14 protein-coding genes are annotated in these 15,099 nt (G+C 68.0%); 7 read left to right on the forward strand and 7 right to left on the reverse strand.

Translation table 11 applies throughout. The annotated features are described in order from the left end of the window. Positions 1-113 precede the first annotated feature (113 nt). Entirely contained in the window at positions 114-2,216 is a 2,103-nt protein-coding gene (locus tag AB0M24_RS06940; RefSeq protein ID WP_363763025.1) for a discoidin domain-containing protein, read from the forward strand. Here the strand turns inward: AB0M24_RS06940 and AB0M24_RS06945 are convergent. Next, positions 2,201-3,115 (reverse strand): phosphotransferase, encoded by a 915-nt coding sequence (locus AB0M24_RS06945; RefSeq protein WP_363761998.1) that lies wholly within the window; start codon positions 3,113-3,115, stop codon positions 2,201-2,203. The genes AB0M24_RS06940 and AB0M24_RS06945 overlap by 16 nt on opposite strands. Positions 3,116-3,186: 71 nt before the next feature. Here AB0M24_RS06945 and AB0M24_RS06950 point away from each other — a divergent pair, with 71 nt between their 5' ends. The 3 genes from AB0M24_RS06950 to AB0M24_RS06960 are packed head-to-tail and all read left to right on the forward strand — an operon-like array spanning position 3,187 to position 5,640. Further along, entirely contained in the window at positions 3,187-3,768 is a 582-nt protein-coding gene (locus AB0M24_RS06950) for an RNA polymerase sigma factor (RefSeq protein ID WP_363762000.1), read from the forward strand. After that, the gene (locus AB0M24_RS06955; protein ID WP_363762002.1) at positions 3,765-4,673 is read left to right on the forward strand and encodes a hypothetical protein; all 909 of its coding nucleotides are present in this window, start codon (positions 3,765-3,767) and stop codon (positions 4,671-4,673) included. Before AB0M24_RS06950 ends, AB0M24_RS06955 begins: the two co-directional genes overlap by 4 nt. Positions 4,674-4,725: 52 nt before the next feature. After that, positions 4,726-5,640 carry an alpha/beta hydrolase gene (locus AB0M24_RS06960; protein ID WP_363762004.1) on the forward strand — a complete coding sequence of 305 codons (915 nt, stop codon included), beginning with the start codon at positions 4,726-4,728 and terminating at the stop codon, positions 5,638-5,640. Here AB0M24_RS06960 and AB0M24_RS06965 read toward each other — a convergent pair. After that, on the reverse strand, positions 5,550-5,975 hold the full coding sequence (locus tag AB0M24_RS06965) for a hypothetical protein (protein WP_363762006.1): 426 nt from the start codon (positions 5,973-5,975) through the stop codon (positions 5,550-5,552). The two genes, AB0M24_RS06960 and AB0M24_RS06965, sit on opposite strands and share 91 nt — an antisense overlap. A gap of 128 nt (positions 5,976-6,103) precedes the next feature. Further along, entirely contained in the window at positions 6,104-7,675 is a 1,572-nt protein-coding gene (locus AB0M24_RS06970; RefSeq protein ID WP_363762008.1) for a wax ester/triacylglycerol synthase family O-acyltransferase, read from the reverse strand. 260 nt (positions 7,676-7,935) lie between these two features. On the opposite strand from AB0M24_RS06970, the gene AB0M24_RS06975 reads away from it, so the two are divergent. Next, positions 7,936-8,712 carry an alpha/beta fold hydrolase gene (locus tag AB0M24_RS06975; RefSeq protein WP_363762010.1) on the forward strand — a complete coding sequence of 259 codons (777 nt, stop codon included), beginning with the start codon at positions 7,936-7,938 and terminating at the stop codon, positions 8,710-8,712. 137 nt (positions 8,713-8,849) lie between these two features. Here the strand turns inward: AB0M24_RS06975 and AB0M24_RS06980 are convergent, their stop codons facing one another. Further along, complete coding sequence (locus tag AB0M24_RS06980) at positions 8,850-10,232, reverse strand: glycosyl hydrolase family 28 protein (protein ID WP_363762012.1); 1,383 nt, start codon at positions 10,230-10,232, stop codon at positions 8,850-8,852. A 77-nt stretch (positions 10,233-10,309) separates the two neighbouring features. Then, positions 10,310-11,308 (reverse strand): helix-turn-helix domain-containing protein, encoded by a 999-nt coding sequence (locus tag AB0M24_RS06985; protein WP_363762014.1) that lies wholly within the window; start codon positions 11,306-11,308, stop codon positions 10,310-10,312. Between the two features lie 95 nt (positions 11,309-11,403). On the opposite strand from AB0M24_RS06985, the gene AB0M24_RS06990 reads away from it, so the two are divergent. Together AB0M24_RS06990 and AB0M24_RS06995 are read left to right on the forward strand one after the other, a co-directional pair. After that, entirely contained in the window at positions 11,404-12,273 is an 870-nt protein-coding gene (locus tag AB0M24_RS06990) for an alpha/beta hydrolase (RefSeq protein WP_363762016.1), read from the forward strand. Next, positions 12,270-13,223 (forward strand): serine hydrolase domain-containing protein, encoded by a 954-nt coding sequence (locus tag AB0M24_RS06995; RefSeq protein WP_363762018.1) that lies wholly within the window; start codon positions 12,270-12,272, stop codon positions 13,221-13,223. Before AB0M24_RS06990 ends, AB0M24_RS06995 begins: the two co-directional genes overlap by 4 nt. Here the strand turns inward: AB0M24_RS06995 and AB0M24_RS07000 are convergent. Further along, complete coding sequence (locus tag AB0M24_RS07000; protein ID WP_363762020.1) at positions 13,199-14,110, reverse strand: hypothetical protein; 912 nt, start codon at positions 14,108-14,110, stop codon at positions 13,199-13,201. The genes AB0M24_RS06995 and AB0M24_RS07000 overlap by 25 nt on opposite strands. 11 nt (positions 14,111-14,121) lie before the next feature. Next, positions 14,122-15,090 (reverse strand): DUF2332 family protein, encoded by a 969-nt coding sequence (locus AB0M24_RS07005; RefSeq protein ID WP_363762022.1) that lies wholly within the window; start codon positions 15,088-15,090, stop codon positions 14,122-14,124. Between the last annotated feature and the right edge of the window lie 9 nt (positions 15,091-15,099).

The following is a 15,099-nucleotide window of genomic DNA, read 5'->3' on the forward strand; positions in this document are numbered from 1 at the left end:
TGAGTGGCGTAGACCTTTGCGCGGTAACACCGAGCACGTCTTCCTACCGCCGCAGGAGGCGTCCACCAGGAGGCTGGCTCGTGCGCAAAACATTGCGTCGTCTCGGCGTGTTGATGACCGCCGCTCTACTCGTTGCAGGCGTGAGCACTCCGGCGCGGGCCGAGGTGCTGCATCCACGGCAGGACTGGTTGCGGGCGTCGACGTCCGGTCTGTTCCTGCACTGGGGCATGAGGACGAGCCCGGGCTACACCAGTTGCAGCGCTTGGGAATCCGCTGTGACCGGGGGTGGCTGGTCGGCCAAGTACTGGGTGGACGAGGCGAAGAAGCTGCACGCGCAGTACCTGGTGCTGGCGTCGTTCCACAGCAGGCTCGGGTACGCGCGGGCGTGGCCGTCGGCGATTCCCGGGACTTGTTCGACGAAGCGCGACTACCTCGGTGAGCTGATCGAGGCCGCGGACAAGGAAGGTCTGAAGGTCATCAACTACATGACCGACGACCCCCAGTGGCACAACGAGGGCGGGCACGAGTGGCTCGACTCGGCCGCCTACTCGAAGTACAAGGGCAAGACGGTCAACCTGCAGGAGCGGCCCGGGTTCGGGCAGTTCAGCTACGACAACTTCGTCGAGGTCATGCAGCGGTACCCGAAGCTCGCCGGGTTCTGGATCGACAACGACAACGCCTACTGGGAGCAGAACGGTCTGTACGAGCGGATCCGCAAGGACCGTCCGGACATGGTCCTCAGCAACAACAACGAGGACACGCCGATCATGGACACGATCAGCAACGAGCAGAAGACCGGCATGACGCCGAGCTACGACTACCCGCAGGCGGTCTACACGGCGGCGCCGCGGCTGATCGAGGCGTGCTTCAAGCTGCCGAGCGGCGGCGCGTGGTGGTACTCGGGCTCGAACTCGACCGTCGACTACAAGCTGACGCTGGGGCGCCTGATCACCAACGCCGGCAGTGACGTCAAGGCGTTGATGGCCGAGACCGCGATGGTCAACGGCAAGTTCCCGTCGAACCAGCAGACGTTCAACAACTTCACCGACACCTACCTGCGCGACATCTGGGAGTCGATCGGCGGCACGTCCGGCGGTGGCTACAACAACGGCGGCCTCAAGCCCGGCTTCTGGAACGACGGCGCGCACGGCGTCACGACGGTCTCCAAGACCAACCCGAACCTCAACTACGTCCACGTGATCACCAAGCCGTCGGGCAGCACGTTGAAGGTGCGGGACAACGGCTACAAGGTCAGCAAGGTGACCAACCTGCGCACCGGCGCGGCGGTCAGCTGGACCCAGTCGGGCGGCACGATCACGCTGAACGGCATCTCCAACTGGGACCAGTACGACACCGTGTTCAAGGTCGAGACGGCCGGGCGCGAGGGGATCATCGCGCCGTCGTCGTACACGATGAGCGCGTCGGCTTCAGGCAGTGGTCACCCGGCCTCGGCCGCGGCGGACGGCAACTACCAGACCTACTGGGACGCGACGGGTGCGGGCACGGTGTCGCTGCGCTTCGACCTCGGCTCGGCCAAGAAGGTCTCGTACGTGGCGTTGAACCAGCGCGAGGACTCGACGACCTACCCGGCGTCGAACTCCGCGCGCATCAAGAACTACAACGTCTACACGTCCAACGACGGTTCCAACTGGACGAACGTGAAGTCCGGCTCGCTGCCGAACCACCGCGGCGTGCAGTTCATCGACCTGCCGGCCAACACGACCGCGCGGCACATCCGGGTCGAGAAGACGTCCACGCAGGGCAAGGCGCAGCTGCGGGTCGACGAGGCGTGGCTCGGTTCCGGTTACGCCGGTGGCGGTGGCGGTGAGCCCACGCCGGAGACGCGGTACGAGGCGGAGAACGGCGTCGTCACCCAGGGCGCTGTCGAGTCGAACCACGCGGGCTTCTCCGGCACCGGCTTCGTCAACTACGACAACGTGTCCGGCTCCGCGGTCGAGTTCAAGGTGAACGCCGACGTGGCAGGGCCGCGCCAGGTGACGCTGCGGTTCGCCAACGGCACCACGGCGAACCGGCCGCTCGACATCTCGGTCAACGGCCAGCTCGCGGTGGACGAGCAGGCGTTCGCGGGCACCGGCGCGTGGACGACCTGGCAGTCGGTGACCGTGACGCTCGACCTGCAGGCGGGGGAGAACACGGTCCGGGCGGTCGCGACCACGGCCAACGGCGGCCCGAACCTCGACTACCTGGAGATCTGAGCCAGCGCGCGCTCGATGTTGTGATCGGCGATCTCCCGCATCGCGTCGCGGTGCGGGAAGTCGCCGTCCAGCAACCTCAGCGGACCCTCCACAAGGGACAGGTACTGCGCCAGCCGGTAGAAGCTCAAGCGTTGCGGATCAAGGCTCGCGACAGGTCTGTAGTGCGGGCCGAACCGCAGCTCCAGGAACGCGTGCTCCCACTCGACGTCGAAGAACATCGCGCCCTCGATGTCGATCAGCACCGGTCTGCCGTCGGCGACGAGCACGTGGTCCGGCCCGAGTTCGCCGTGGATCAGCCCGTAGCTCGTGCGCGGTTCGATCAGCGAATGCCGTTGGCGCAGCTCGGTTTCCAGGCTGGAGCGTTCGGCGGCGATGCGCGGCACCCGCTCGCAGCACGCGTCGAGGTGGTTCAGGGCGCGCTGCAGGATCACGTCCGGCACCGGCGGCGCGTCGGTGGGCTGGAGCGCGCTCGGGCGGCCGTAGCGCGCGCTCTGCCGCTGGTGCACGGCTTGAAGGTCGTCCCAGAACCGTTCGAGCGCCTCGGTGTCGTGGTCGAGCACCTTCTCCAGGAACTCGCCGCCCAGGTCCTCGACGACGATCGTGTCCCGGTCGACCAGCACGAGCCGCGGCACGCACGCCCCGGCCTCGGACAACGCGGTGTGCGCGGTCAGGAACAGGTCGCGCCCGCTCGCGTTGCCGAACAACGGGTCGTACTCGTGCTCCGGCCAGTAGTCCTCGCTCGCCCGCCACACATAGGCAACGCCTGTTGTGCCGTCGTCGAGCGTCAGCCGGTAGACGCCCTTCTTGCTGCCGCCGTGCAGACGAGCCACGTCCCGCAGCTCTCGTCCATATGCCGCCTGTGCGGTGTTTTCAAGGTCGGCGACCCCCAGATGTGCCACGCTCCGGAACGTTAGCGGCGGGCACATAAAAACAGTGCCAACACCCGAAGTGCGAGCGGACACGAAGAGGTATGACGACCGAAGACGACCGCGCGTTGTGGTCGCAGGCCGCTGGGGGCAGTGCCCACGCCTTCGGAGTGCTGTTCGACCGGCACGCGAAGGCGGTCTACAACCACTGCTTCCGGCTGACCGCTTCCTGGGCTGAGGCCGAGGACCACTTGCAGGCGACCTTTCTGCTCGCCTGGCGCAAGCGAAGAGACGTGCGGCTGGAGCGCGAGTCCGCGCTGCCGTGGCTGCTCACGGTGGCGACGAACGTGGTGCGAAACGAGCAACGATCGTTCAGCAGGCGCATCAAGAACCTGCGCCGCGTGGGCGAGGAGCGACCGGTGCCCGACCACTCGGACCAGGTGGCGGAGCGGCTCGACGACCAGCGGCGGATGAAAGAGCTGTTGCAGGCCGTGGAGTCGTTGCCGCGCAACGAACGTGAGGCGCTCGCGCTGTGCGTGTGGTCCGAGGTGTCGTACGCGGACGCCGCTGCGGCGCTCGGGATCACCGAGGGCAGCGTGCGGGCGCGGGTCAGCAAGGCCAAGTCGAAGCTCCAGCAGCACCGCGAGCTCGTACACACCGTCGCACTCTCCGGGGAGGACCGATGACCAGCATGCTTCCACCCACTCGCGACCTCCCGCCGGGCCGCCACTCGCAGATCAGGGCGGAGCTCGAAGACGCCGTCGTCGGCGGCGGCAGGCGATCGAGGCTCGCCGTGCCGATCCTCGCCGCTGCCGCCGCGGTGACCACCGTCGCCGCGAGCATGGTGATGCTGCGGCCGTCGGCCTCCGAGCCGTCGCCGGCCGTCAACATCACCACCTCACCCGCGGCACCCACGTCCACGCAGTCCTCGTCACCCACGCCGGGCTCGCCGTCCTCGCCGCCGCCGGGGTTCCCCGACCCCACGAAGCCCGACATCGACATCAAGGCCGAGATGACCCCGGCGATCGAGGAGGGCTGCGCCAAGGTCGCCGGGGTCGGCAAGGCGACGCTGTACCAGCTGCTGAGCGCGGAGACCACGTGGGCGCTGCTCTACACCGACAAGGAGGCGTTGTCCTGCGACGTCGGTAGGGGCGACAAGAACTACAGCGCGGCTGTCAGCCAGACGAGCGTGCCGTTCCTGCCAGGGCACTTCTCCGTTGACGTGCGGAACTTCGGTCCCGGTGGTGACGTCGTCGGCGGGCCGTCGTGGGAGCGCATGCCGGGCTACCGGACGGTCGTCGGCAGGATCGGGCCGAAGGTGAAGAAGGTGACGTACACCGTCGACGGCCAGACCGTGGAGGCGAAGATCGAGCGCGGCACGTACGCCGCGCGCATCTCCTACCCCTCGAACTGGACGGGTCCGAACCAGTCGCCCGAGGTCGTGCGCGCCTACGACGAGAACGGCGAGCTGCTCGGCAGCAGCACCGACCTCGAGAACACCTGCTACTACACGCCGAACGACATGAAGGTCGTCTACGGGACCCGCAAGCAGGAGAACGCCGACTGCAAGCCCGTGTCGCCCTGGAGGTGAGACTGCCAACGGCCGCTACCAACCGGTTGGTCCAACCGACATACTGGTTGGTATGACGACTGTGGCGAACTTCGGCGGCACCAGCCACTACGCGGACCTCGACGGGCCCGTGCACTGGGTCGACTTCGGCGGACCGGACGACGGACCGCGGATGGTCCTGGTGCACGGGCTCGGCGGCTCGCACCTGAACTGGGCGCTGCTGGCGCCGTTGCTCGCCCAGAAGGCGCGCGTCACGGCCGTCGACCTGGCCGGGCACGGGCTGACGAACCCCGAGGGCCGTCAGACCACGGTCCAGGCCAACGCGAAGCTGCTCGGCCGGTTCCTCAAGGAGGTCGTCGGGGAGCCGGTGATCCTGGTCGGCAACTCGATGGGCGGGATGATCTCCCTGTTCCACACCGCCTACAACCCGGACCTGGTCTCCGGCCTGGTGCTGGTGGATCCCGCGCTGCCGATGGTGCTCGGGACGCGGCCGGACCCGACGATGCTGGGCACGTTCTTCATGTACTCGGTGCCGGGTCTGGGCGAGCGGTTCCTCGCGAAAGCCAAGGCCGTGCCGGCCCGCAGGCAGGTCGAACGCCTGCTGGAGCTGGTCACCGCGGACCCGTCGAGCATCCCCGAGGAGCTCAAGCAGGCGAGCGAGCACCTCATCGGTGAACGGGCCAAGATCGACGGGCTGGACACGGCGTTCCTCGCGGCCGCGCGCAGCACCGTGTTCACGACGTCGAAGCGCGGCGCCTACTACGCGGCGATGGCCAAGCTGCGGGTGCCGGTGTTCCTGATGAGCGGCGACCGGGACCGGCTGGTCAACGTGGCCGCCGCCCGGCACGTGGCCCGCAGGCACCCGCACTGGCGTTACGACGAGTACGCGGGCATCGGTCACGTGCCCCAGATGGAGATTCCCGACGTCGTGTCCGAGCGGGTCTTGGACTGGATGGACGCCAACCGCTTGATGACCGAGGCCAGCTGACCCAGCGTGAGCCGCTCCCGCACCACGGGAGCGGCTCCGGTCAGCACGAAGTGGTCGTCCAGCTGCTCGACACCGGTCAGCTCGATGCCGCGCGGCAGATCCGGCACCGCGAACACCCGCGCCGGCAGCCACTTGTGCAGCTTCACGTGCAGCTCTTTGCCAACCAACCGGACAGTTAACGGGAACCAACTGACCGGTTGTAACTCCGGAATGTCCGAAAAATCCACTTCCACGCGGAACTCGACCGGCGACGACACCAGCGTCGCGGGCGGGTTGACGTGGACATCGCGACACACGACGGTCGCGCGGCGAGCACGCCAGCGCGACCACCGCACGTTCTCCAGCTCGATGCGGACGTCGTCGACCTGGCCGAGCGCCAGTCCGAGGGCGCCCAGCCGTGCGTCGAGTCCTACTACGGTCAGGTGCAGGTCGTGCGCACCCGCCTGAACCGTCAGTTCGTGTCTCAGGCCGTTGTCTCCGGCTTCACGCCGTTCACCGACGGCTTGGCGGCGGCCTTGGTCGTCGCGCGGACGGCCCGCGGCTTCGGAGCGGGCTTGGCGGCCGTGGTCTTCGCGGCGCCGGTCTTCACGACCGTGGTCTTCACGGCGGCGGGCTTCGAAGCGGCAGGCTTGGCGGCGGCCTCAGCCTTCTCCTCGGCCTCGGCGGCGAGCGCGACCATCTCGTCGAACCCGGCGCGGATGCCGTCGGCGAGCAGCTGCACGTCCGGGACGCCGTCGAAGTCCGCGTTGATGCCGAACGTGAACTTGTCCAGGTAGGAGAAGATGCCGACGGTGATCCGGATCGTCGAGGCGACCGGCACGTACGGGAACATCTCCACCAGCGGGCGGCCGAGCATGTAGAGCGGGATCCGCGGGCCGGGCACGTTCGTGGTGACCGTCTGCAGGATCTGCTGCGGGAAACGCATGGCCGTGCGCGAACCCAGCGCCATCAACGTCGGCGCGGCGAAGTTCGACAGGTTCGTGATCACGTCGGCACCGGCGGCCTGGCGCGAGTTCTTGAGGTCGTCCATCTGGGACCGGATCGACGCGAGGCGCTTCACCGGGTCGGCCTCGCCCACGGGCAGGTTCACCAGCACGGCGCTGACGCGGTTGTTCAGCTCGTTGTGCTGGTCGGCCTTGCGCATCGACACGGGCACCATGGTCCGCACGACCATGCCGTCGGTCAGCTCGCCGCGCTTCTCCAGCAGATCCCGGAAACCACGCGTGATCGCGGTGAGGATGACGTCGTTGACGGTGCCGCCGGCGACCGAGCGCACCTTCTTGATCTCGGCGAGGTTCGCGCGCGCCCACACCCAGCGGCGGTGCGGCCCGATAGGACCGTTGAGCGACGTCGCCGCCCGCGTGACCAGACGCCGTGCGGTACCGGGAAGAGAACCGAGAACGGACTTGCCGAAGTCGACGATCTCGTTGAGCGAGCGCATGTTCCGCGCGACGGCGGGCAACGCGGACAGGTGCTGCACCGGCGTCACGATGGCGTCGCGCACCCCGTCGACCACGAGGTCGAGCGTGGAGGGCGTCGGCGTGGGCGTCCACTCCTTCGGCTCGGGCAGCGCGGTCTCCTGCTTGAAGTCCAGCAGCAGCTGCAGCATGTCCGTTCCGGACACTCCGTCGATCATGCAGTGGTGGACCTTGGAGATGATGGCCCAGCGGCCGCCTTCGAGACCCTCGACGAGCCACGCCTCCCACATCGGCTTCTTGTCGTCGAGCTTCTGCGCGAAGATCCGGCCCGCGAGGTTGCGCAGCTGGTCCTCACCGCCCGGCGACGGCACCGCTGTGTGCCGCACGTGGTAGAGGATGTTGAAGTGGTCGTCGTCGACCCAGACCGGGCGGCCGACGTGGAACGGCAGCGCCTTCACCTTCTGCCGGTACCGCGGTACCTGGTCGAGCCGCGACACGAAGAGACGGATCACGTCGCCGTAGGACGGCGCCGGGCCGTCGAAAACCAGGACGGAACCGACGTGCATGGGCACGTTCTCGTCCTCGATGAAGTAGAAGCTGGCGTCCAGAGAGCTCATCCGATCCACTCGAAAAATGGTAGAGGAGCTTTCCATCTGAATCGACGTCCATGCAGGTGAGAGGCACTGCACACGTGTGAGGTTGCCAACGTGTTACCTGGACGTGGCGAATCGAGACTCGAAAGTACTGGCGAAAAGATCGTTCACGAAACATCATGGACTCACTGGGCAACGTGGCCCAGGGCGCCGGCTCGGGGTTGTCGACGTGTGGGGAGGCTCCTATGTCTGCCGTACCTTCAGACGAAGTCTTCGACGTTCCAGTGTCTCCTTTGCACCTCGTCAGAGGCACTGCGCCGGGGCTGTTCTGGTACCTCACCGAGCCCACCCGCGCCGCCCTGGACGTCGGCGAGTTCGTCGCCACCCGGTCGATGCTGCGCGGTGCCCCATCGGGTGACGGTCACCCGGTCTTGGTGTTCCCGGGTCTCGGAGCCACCGACTCGTCGACGGTGATGCTGCGCCGCTTTCTGTCCGGTTTGGGCTATCAGGTGCACCCGTGGCGCTTGGGGCGCAACATCGGCCCGACGCGCCGCGCCGTCGACGGCATGCACGCTTTGGTCAAGAAGGTGTCCGACGAGCACGGCGGCCCGGTGTCGATCGTGGGCTGGTCGCTCGGCGGCATCTTCGCGCGCGAGATGGCGCGCGACCACCCGCACCGCGTGCGCCAGGTGATCACCATGGGGTCGCCGTACAACATGTCGGATCCCGTGCAGTCACGGGCGATGCCGGCGTTCGCGTTGTTCTCGCGCCTGCACATCCCTCGCGATGAGTTCCCGCCGCTGGAGTCGACCAGGCCGCCGATCCCGGTGCCCGCCACGTCGATCTACTCCAAGACGGACGGCATCGTCTCGTGGGAGTCGTGCGTCGAGGAACCGGGCCTGCGCCGCGAAAACGTCCAGGTGTCGTCCTCGCACCTGGGATACGGGTTCAACTCCACCGTCCTGTGGGTGGTGGCAGACCGGCTGGCGCAGGCGGAGGGCACGTGGGCACCCTTCGCCGCGCCGCCGGGTATGGCTCGGTTGTACCCGCGAGCCGCCTGATGTCCGATCTGGAGCCGGCGAGAGACGCCGACGGCGCTGACCGGGCGAACCTGACCCGGCTCCAGATCCAACTGCCAGGGCGGCGATTCGGGTGGTGCGGCCACCTGACTGTGTGACCACACCACTCCGCGAGCCGCCTAGCTCGTCATCGGCTTGCCGTTCGCCGTGACGTTGGTGAACTTCAGGCCGTCGACGTTCTTGACGGTGTTGGTGGTGGAGCTGACGGTGAACTTGGAGTCCTTCAGCTCCAACCCCTTCACGTGCTCCTGCGAGAGGCCGGACACGTCGAGCACCTTGGAAGCCTTGGTGCTGCCGCAGTTCGAGATGTAGAACGGGCCGAACTTCGGCACGTTGTTGCCCGTCTGCGAGTTGTAAGTCGTTGTCACGTAGACGAACGCGCGCTCGAACACGCCGGACACGCTGTCGAGGTTGATGTTCTGGCTGAAGCCGCCGCGCTTGGTGTTCGACTTGACGTACAGGGCGAACTTGGTGGCGCCGACGCAGTTCAGCTTGTAGCCGTAGACGTTGCGGATGCCGCCGGTCTGCTCGGAGCCGCACGTGATGGCGCCCCAGTTGCCGTTCATGCGGCAGTTGACGACGACGAGGTTCTGGCACGGCACGTTGACGCGGCGGCCGTCCTCGTCGCGGCCGGACTTGATGGCCACGTTGTCGTCGTGGGCGCCGAGGTCGCTGTTGGCGATCACGATGTGGTCGCACGACTCCGGGTCGCACGCGTCGGTGTTGTTGGAGGCCGTCGACGGGTCGGTGTGCACGTCGTCGACCGTGACGTTCTTGCAGAGCGTGGGGTGGATCTGCCAGAACTTCGGGTTCTTGAGCGTGACGCCCTGGATCAGCACGGTGTCGCAGGAGTAGGGCTCGATGAACGTCGAGCGCATGTTCTTGCCGGAGCCCGGAACCACGCGCTTCTCGGGCGGGGTTCCCTTGGCCACCAACGACTCCAGGTACGAGCGGTCGCTGCCCTTGTTCCACGAGCCGGTCGCGCCGGCGTCCAGGGTGCCGCGACCGGTGATCGCGATGTTGGTCTGCCGGTAGGCGTAGACCATGGGGGAGCGGTTCATGCACTCGATGCCCTCGTAGCGCGTCAGCACCGTCGGGAACTTCGAGGCGTCGCCGGAGAACTTGAGCAGCACGCCGTCCTCGAGGTGGAAGTCGACGTTGCTCAGCAGGTGGATCGCGCCCGTGACGTAGGTGCCCTTGGGGACGATCACGTGGCCGCCGCCGGCCGCGTTGGCCGCGGCGATGGCCTTCTTGAAGGCATCGGTGTTGTCGGTCTTGTTGTCGCCCTTGGCGCCGTACGCGGTCGCGTCGAAGTTCTTGTCGGGGAACGACGGGAGCTTCGTGTTCCGCACGATCTCGTTGGCCGCGGGCCAGGGCAGTTCGGGGATCGCCGCTGAGAGCGCCTTGGGTGCCGCGAGCGCGGTCTGAGCCAGTACCGGTGTGGCGATGGCGGCCACGACGGAGGCTTTCATCAGCAGTCGACGGTTGATCCTGCCGTCCATTCGACGTCCTCTTCCACAGTGAAGGCAACGTTGAGCGGCGGCGTTTCAGAAAAGACTGTAAACGTTTGCGGTCCGCTCTACAACAACCGGAAGGCGGCTAGCGCCAGGCGGACCCGTCCGACGTCTGACACGTCGAGGACCTTACCGATCTGGTCCAGGCGGCGGGAGACGCTGCTGTGATGCAGGTGGAGGAGGTCCGCGGCGCGGCGGAGGGAGCCGGTGGTGCAGTAGGCGTCCAACGTTTCGAGGTCGTCGGCCGAGAGCGCCGAGATGGTGGCGACGTCGGCGTTCGCGCGCAGGACGGCCTCGGGGAGGTGGGCGAGCAGTGCCAGCGCGCCGAGGTCGGGGTAGTGGATGACCGGGGCGCGGGCGGTGGTGAAGCGAAGGGCGGTCCGGGCCTCGGACCAGGCGTGGGCGGGGTGGGGGTCGGCGCCGAGACCCGCTCGGACTTCGGCTGGGAAGTCGGACAGCCTGGTCGCGAGCAGCACGCCCACGCTGTTCACCGGCGCCGCTTTCACCAGGTGCGACGGGCAGACCGCGGCCGCCACCCGGTCCAGCGGGAGCTTCGAGCTGACCGCCGCGACCAGCACCGGTCGTTCAGGCGCGAAACCCAGCAGCCGCAACGCCCGTGCGCGCCCCGCGTCGTCGCTGTCGGCGCTGATCACCAACTCCACCAGTGCGGGATCGGCCATCGTGGTGCGCGCGGGTCCGTAGCGTTCGACCACCGCTGCGGCTGCGATGGCCAGGCGGTCGAGCAGCACCTCGTCGAGCGGGTTGGAGGCTTCGGCGCGTTCCAGCCAGACCAGGCCGATCTCTTCCTCATCGAGGGTGATCGCGGCGCTGGAGGACGGCGTGCCCGGCTCAGGCGCCGGGGTGCCGGCGGGCGACATGCGGATCACGCTACCCGTGCTGTGCAGGCGGATGCCCACCACGCACTCTGCGAGCCCCGCGGAAGCCCTTGCCAGAGCGGCGAGATCGACGCGGCGGCGCATCAGCGTGTCGTAGAACATCACGACGCGGATCGCGCCCTCGACGTGCGAGTCGAGGTTCGACAGCCGGGTCGCGAGCGCCTCCATGCCGACGACGATAGCGACGATCGGTGCGTCACCGGACCGGATTGCGCGACGCGCGTCGGCTGAACGACGAGGCTGTGCTCGTGAGGATTGAGGGCATGGATCCCGAGTTGGAAGCGTTCGTCCCGTTGTTCCCGAAAGCCGACCTGACCGACGTCGAGAAGGAGCGACAGTTCCTCGCCGAGCTGGCCGCGGGCATCCCGGCGGAGACGGACGGCATGGAGGTCGAGGACCTCCTCGTGCACGACGTGCCCGTGCGGATCTACCGGCCGCACGGGGCGCACGGCACGGTCATCTGGATGCACGGCGGTGGCTGGTGCATCGGCGACGTCGTGACCGAACATCCGTGGGCGTCCCGGGTGGCCGCGCGAAGCGGTGCGACGGTGATCTCGGTGGGCTACCGGCTCGCCCCGGAGAACCCGTTCCCGGCCGCGCTCGACGACGCGTGGGAAGTACTCCTGTGGGCACACGAAAACGCGCCTGATCCGGACCTGATCGCGGTGGCCGGGCACAGCGCTGGCGGTGGGCTCGCGGCGGCGCTCACCCTGAAGGCACGCGACGAGCAGGGGCCGCCGATCCGGTTCCAGCTGCTGCACCAGCCGGGGCTCGACGACCGGCTGACCACGTGGTCGGCGCGGCACTTCACCGAGACGCCCTGGTACAACCGCGCCAAAGCGAAACAGGCCTGGGAGCACTACCTGGGCGGACAGCCGGCGACACCGTACGCGGCGCCGGCGCGGGCCGAAGACTTGAGCGATCTCCCTCCCGCCTACATCGCTTCCGCCGAGTTCTGTCCGAACCGCGACGAGAACATCGCCTATGCGTTGAGGCTCATGCAGTCGGACGTCCAGGTCGAGCTGCACCAGTGGCCCGGCACGTTCCACGGCTCGCAGGCACTCCTGTCCGCCGACGTGTCGCAGCGCCAGTTCGCGGAGATCGGTGACGTGCTGAGGAGGGCCCTGGCGTGAAGGAACTGGAGGCGATCCACCAAGCCGGAGTGCCTGGCGTGTGGGCGGAGATCAGGGACGGCCGCGACGTGTGGCGGGGCGCGGCGGGAGAGGCCGCGCCGGGCATGCGGCACCGGATCGGCAGCGTCACCAAGACGTTCACGGCCGCGGCGATCATGCTGCTGGTGGAACGCGGGAAGATCGGGCTGGACATGCCGGTCCACGGTGACGCCACGGTCCGGCAGCTGCTGAACATGACCAGCGGGCTCGCGGACTACCGGTTCCTCGCGTTCCCGTCACTGCTGGAGGGCTCGGCGCAAAGCCTGGAGGACAACCAGTTCCGGCACTTCTACCCGCGCGAGCTGATCAAGCTCGGCGTCGACGCGCCGCGCGTGCAGCCCGGCGTCTACTCCAACACCGGCTATCTGTTGCTGGGCAGGCTGATCGAGCGCGTCACGTCGATGACGGCCGAGCGGTGGATCACGCGGAACGTCGTCGAACGGGCCGGGCTGCGCAACACGATGTTCCCGACCGGGTCGCGGATCGAGGGGCCGCACGCGCCGATGCACGAGGCTCTCTTCGGACTGCTCGACCCGCCGCGCGACTACAGCGTCTACGACATGTCCTGGGTCGGTGTGTCGGCGTCGCTGATCTCGACGATGGAGGACCTCAACGACTTCTACGCGGCGCTGCTCGACGGCAAGATCGTGTCGCGGGAGTCGTTGGCTGCCATGCAGGAGACCGGTCCGGTGGTCGCGTTCGACGGCTCGACCGTCGAGTACGGGCTGGGGTTGCACCGGCACGGCGATTTCTGGGGCCACGACGGATCGGTGTGGGGCGCGGGCACGTGGTCGTTCCACAGCGCGGACGGCAAGCGACAGGTGTCGCTCGCCGTCAACCTCCAGCGCTGGAACAACCCCGCGATCGACGAGGCCTTGCAGGCGTTTCAGCGGAAGGCGTTGCGCGTGTAGGTCAGGCTGAAGCTGCCCTTGTTGGAGAAGTACCTGTCGACGAGCAGCGCCGGGTCCGTGGCCATGAAGCCCTTGTAGATCGGGCCGTCGTCGTGGTCGTCCCAGCCCCACGGCGCATTGGCGGCGTTGTCCTTGCCGTTGTCGCCGCGGAACGTGCCGAACGACGCGTACGTCTCGGAGTTGTTGCGGCGAGCCCACATCCCGTTCGGGGCGAGCGTGTCGACCAGGCGGTAACCGACGGTCCGGTCGTTGCCGCCCGACGGGACCTCGCCGGTGGCGGCGGGGTAGTAGACGACGCCGTCGCCGCCGGGGAAGTCGTTGCCGTTCCAGCGGTACAGGCCGTGCCCCTTGGCTTCCTGGAAGGTCGTGGGGCGGCCGCGGTTCAGCAGCAGCGTGCCGTCGATGGTCTCCGCGCCGTTCTGGAACGTCGACCCGGCCGGCACGTAGGAGTAGAAGTCGCTGTGCGCCACCGTGACCATCGCTTCGAGCTTGCCGAGACCGCCGTCCTTGCGGACGGTCAGCAGCATGCCCTCCAGGTCGTTCTCGTGGGTCCTGGTGCCGAACGGGTCCGGCTCGTCGTCCCAGTCGCGCGGGTGGAAGAAGCTGTAGACCAGGAACCAGTGCGTCGACGTCTCGACCACGGAGTAGTAGGAGGCGCCGGTGAGCTTGCTCAGCTGGGTCTGGTTCTCCCAGTTGTTCAGGGTGTTCCAGTCGCCGTCGAAGTCCACAGTGGACAGGTAGTCGGCGTCGTAGTCGGAGGAGTCCGTGTCCTGGAAGTGGACGGGGGCCCAGTAGAACGCCAGGTCGTAGTCGGACACGGCATGGGCGGGGGTGGCCGTCGCGGCGATGAGAGCGATCGCCAGCAGGGTGGCGCGGATCGATTTCACGGCGCCGGAGACTAGCTGTAGATGGTGACCGTCAGCCTGGGGTTTGAGCGAAAATCAATCGACTCGTAGGCAACGCGCGCGAGCGGCATCGACCCCGCCGCGGCCGTCAGCGTCGTCTCGATCTCGTTGCGCTCGTCCTCGGTCAGGTACGGCCAGAACGAGCTGTGCCAGATCACCGTGTACGTGCCGCGCTCGTCGGGCGGGACGAGGTTCTCCCGCAGCCACCGTCCTGCCGGCGACCGGTCGACCTTCACGCCGACCTTGGCGGCGAGCTCGATGGCGTCGTCGAGGTCCCAGCGCAGCGAGTCGTGCTCCGGCGGGATGAACGAGTGCAGGATCATCGCGTGCTTGGCGTCCGACGGGTCACGCGGCTGCAGGTCGCAGCCCGCGCGGTCGACGATCTCCAGCTCGGGCGGCTGCGGCCCGACGGCGGCGAGCCTGACCGGGGAGTCCTTCTCGCCCCACTCCCAGCCGAGGCCGAACCAGCGGTAGCGGTCGAGGATGAGGTTGAGCCCGGCACACGCCCCCAGTTCCAGGAGCCGGACCTTCGGCGCGCCGATCATGGTGAGGCCTCTCAAGAGGTACCCGGCGGTCTTCGGCTGGTGCTGCTGAACCGTGCGGTCGAGCGCGGCCAGGATCTCCCCGGCGTTCTCGACGATCGCCCGCCTCGCCGCCAGCCACGCCAGCAGCGCCGTGGAGTCCGACTCGCCGGCCATCGCGGCGGCGTGCGCGCTGGCGAACCGCTGGCTGAGCTCCGGCGCCTTTCCTGACAGCATCAGGAGTCTCACCCCGGCGAGCGCCTGGATGCCGAACAACGGACTGTGCACGGCGCTGTGCGAACAGAGCAGGTCCGCCACCGGCCCGCCCCGGTCGAGCTCGCTCGCCAGTTCCGAGAGGATGCGCGCACTCACCGGCGCGCTCGTGCGCAACCGCACCGCGAACGTGCGCAGTGTGGAGGCGCCGATGCCTGCCGCGGTCACGCTCCCCTC

It is taken from the genome of Lentzea sp. NPDC051838 (genome assembly GCF_040681245.1).
In the GTDB taxonomy this organism is placed as follows: domain Bacteria; phylum Actinomycetota; class Actinomycetes; order Mycobacteriales; family Pseudonocardiaceae; genus Lentzea.

Bases quoted from the DNA above. Each gene is read 5' to 3' on its own strand.
- AB0M24_RS06940 (WP_363763025.1), top strand. From the start codon at position 114: ATGACCGCCGCTCTACTCGTTGCAGGCGTGAGCACTCCGGCGCGGGCC.
- AB0M24_RS06950 (WP_363762000.1), top strand. From the start codon at position 3,187: ATGACGACCGAAGACGACCGCGCGTTGTGGTCGCAGGCCGCTGGGGGC.
- AB0M24_RS06955 (WP_363762002.1), top strand. From the start codon at position 3,765: ATGACCAGCATGCTTCCACCCACTCGCGACCTCCCGCCGGGCCGCCAC.
- AB0M24_RS06960 (WP_363762004.1), top strand. From the start codon at position 4,726: ATGACGACTGTGGCGAACTTCGGCGGCACCAGCCACTACGCGGACCTC.
- AB0M24_RS06970 (WP_363762008.1), bottom strand. From the start codon at position 7,675: ATGAGCTCTCTGGACGCCAGCTTCTACTTCATCGAGGACGAGAACGTG.
- AB0M24_RS06980 (WP_363762012.1), bottom strand. From the start codon at position 10,232: ATGGACGGCAGGATCAACCGTCGACTGCTGATGAAAGCCTCCGTCGTG.
- AB0M24_RS06985 (WP_363762014.1), bottom strand. From the start codon at position 11,308: ATGGAGGCGCTCGCGACCCGGCTGTCGAACCTCGACTCGCACGTCGAG.
- AB0M24_RS06990 (WP_363762016.1), top strand. From the start codon at position 11,404: ATGGATCCCGAGTTGGAAGCGTTCGTCCCGTTGTTCCCGAAAGCCGAC.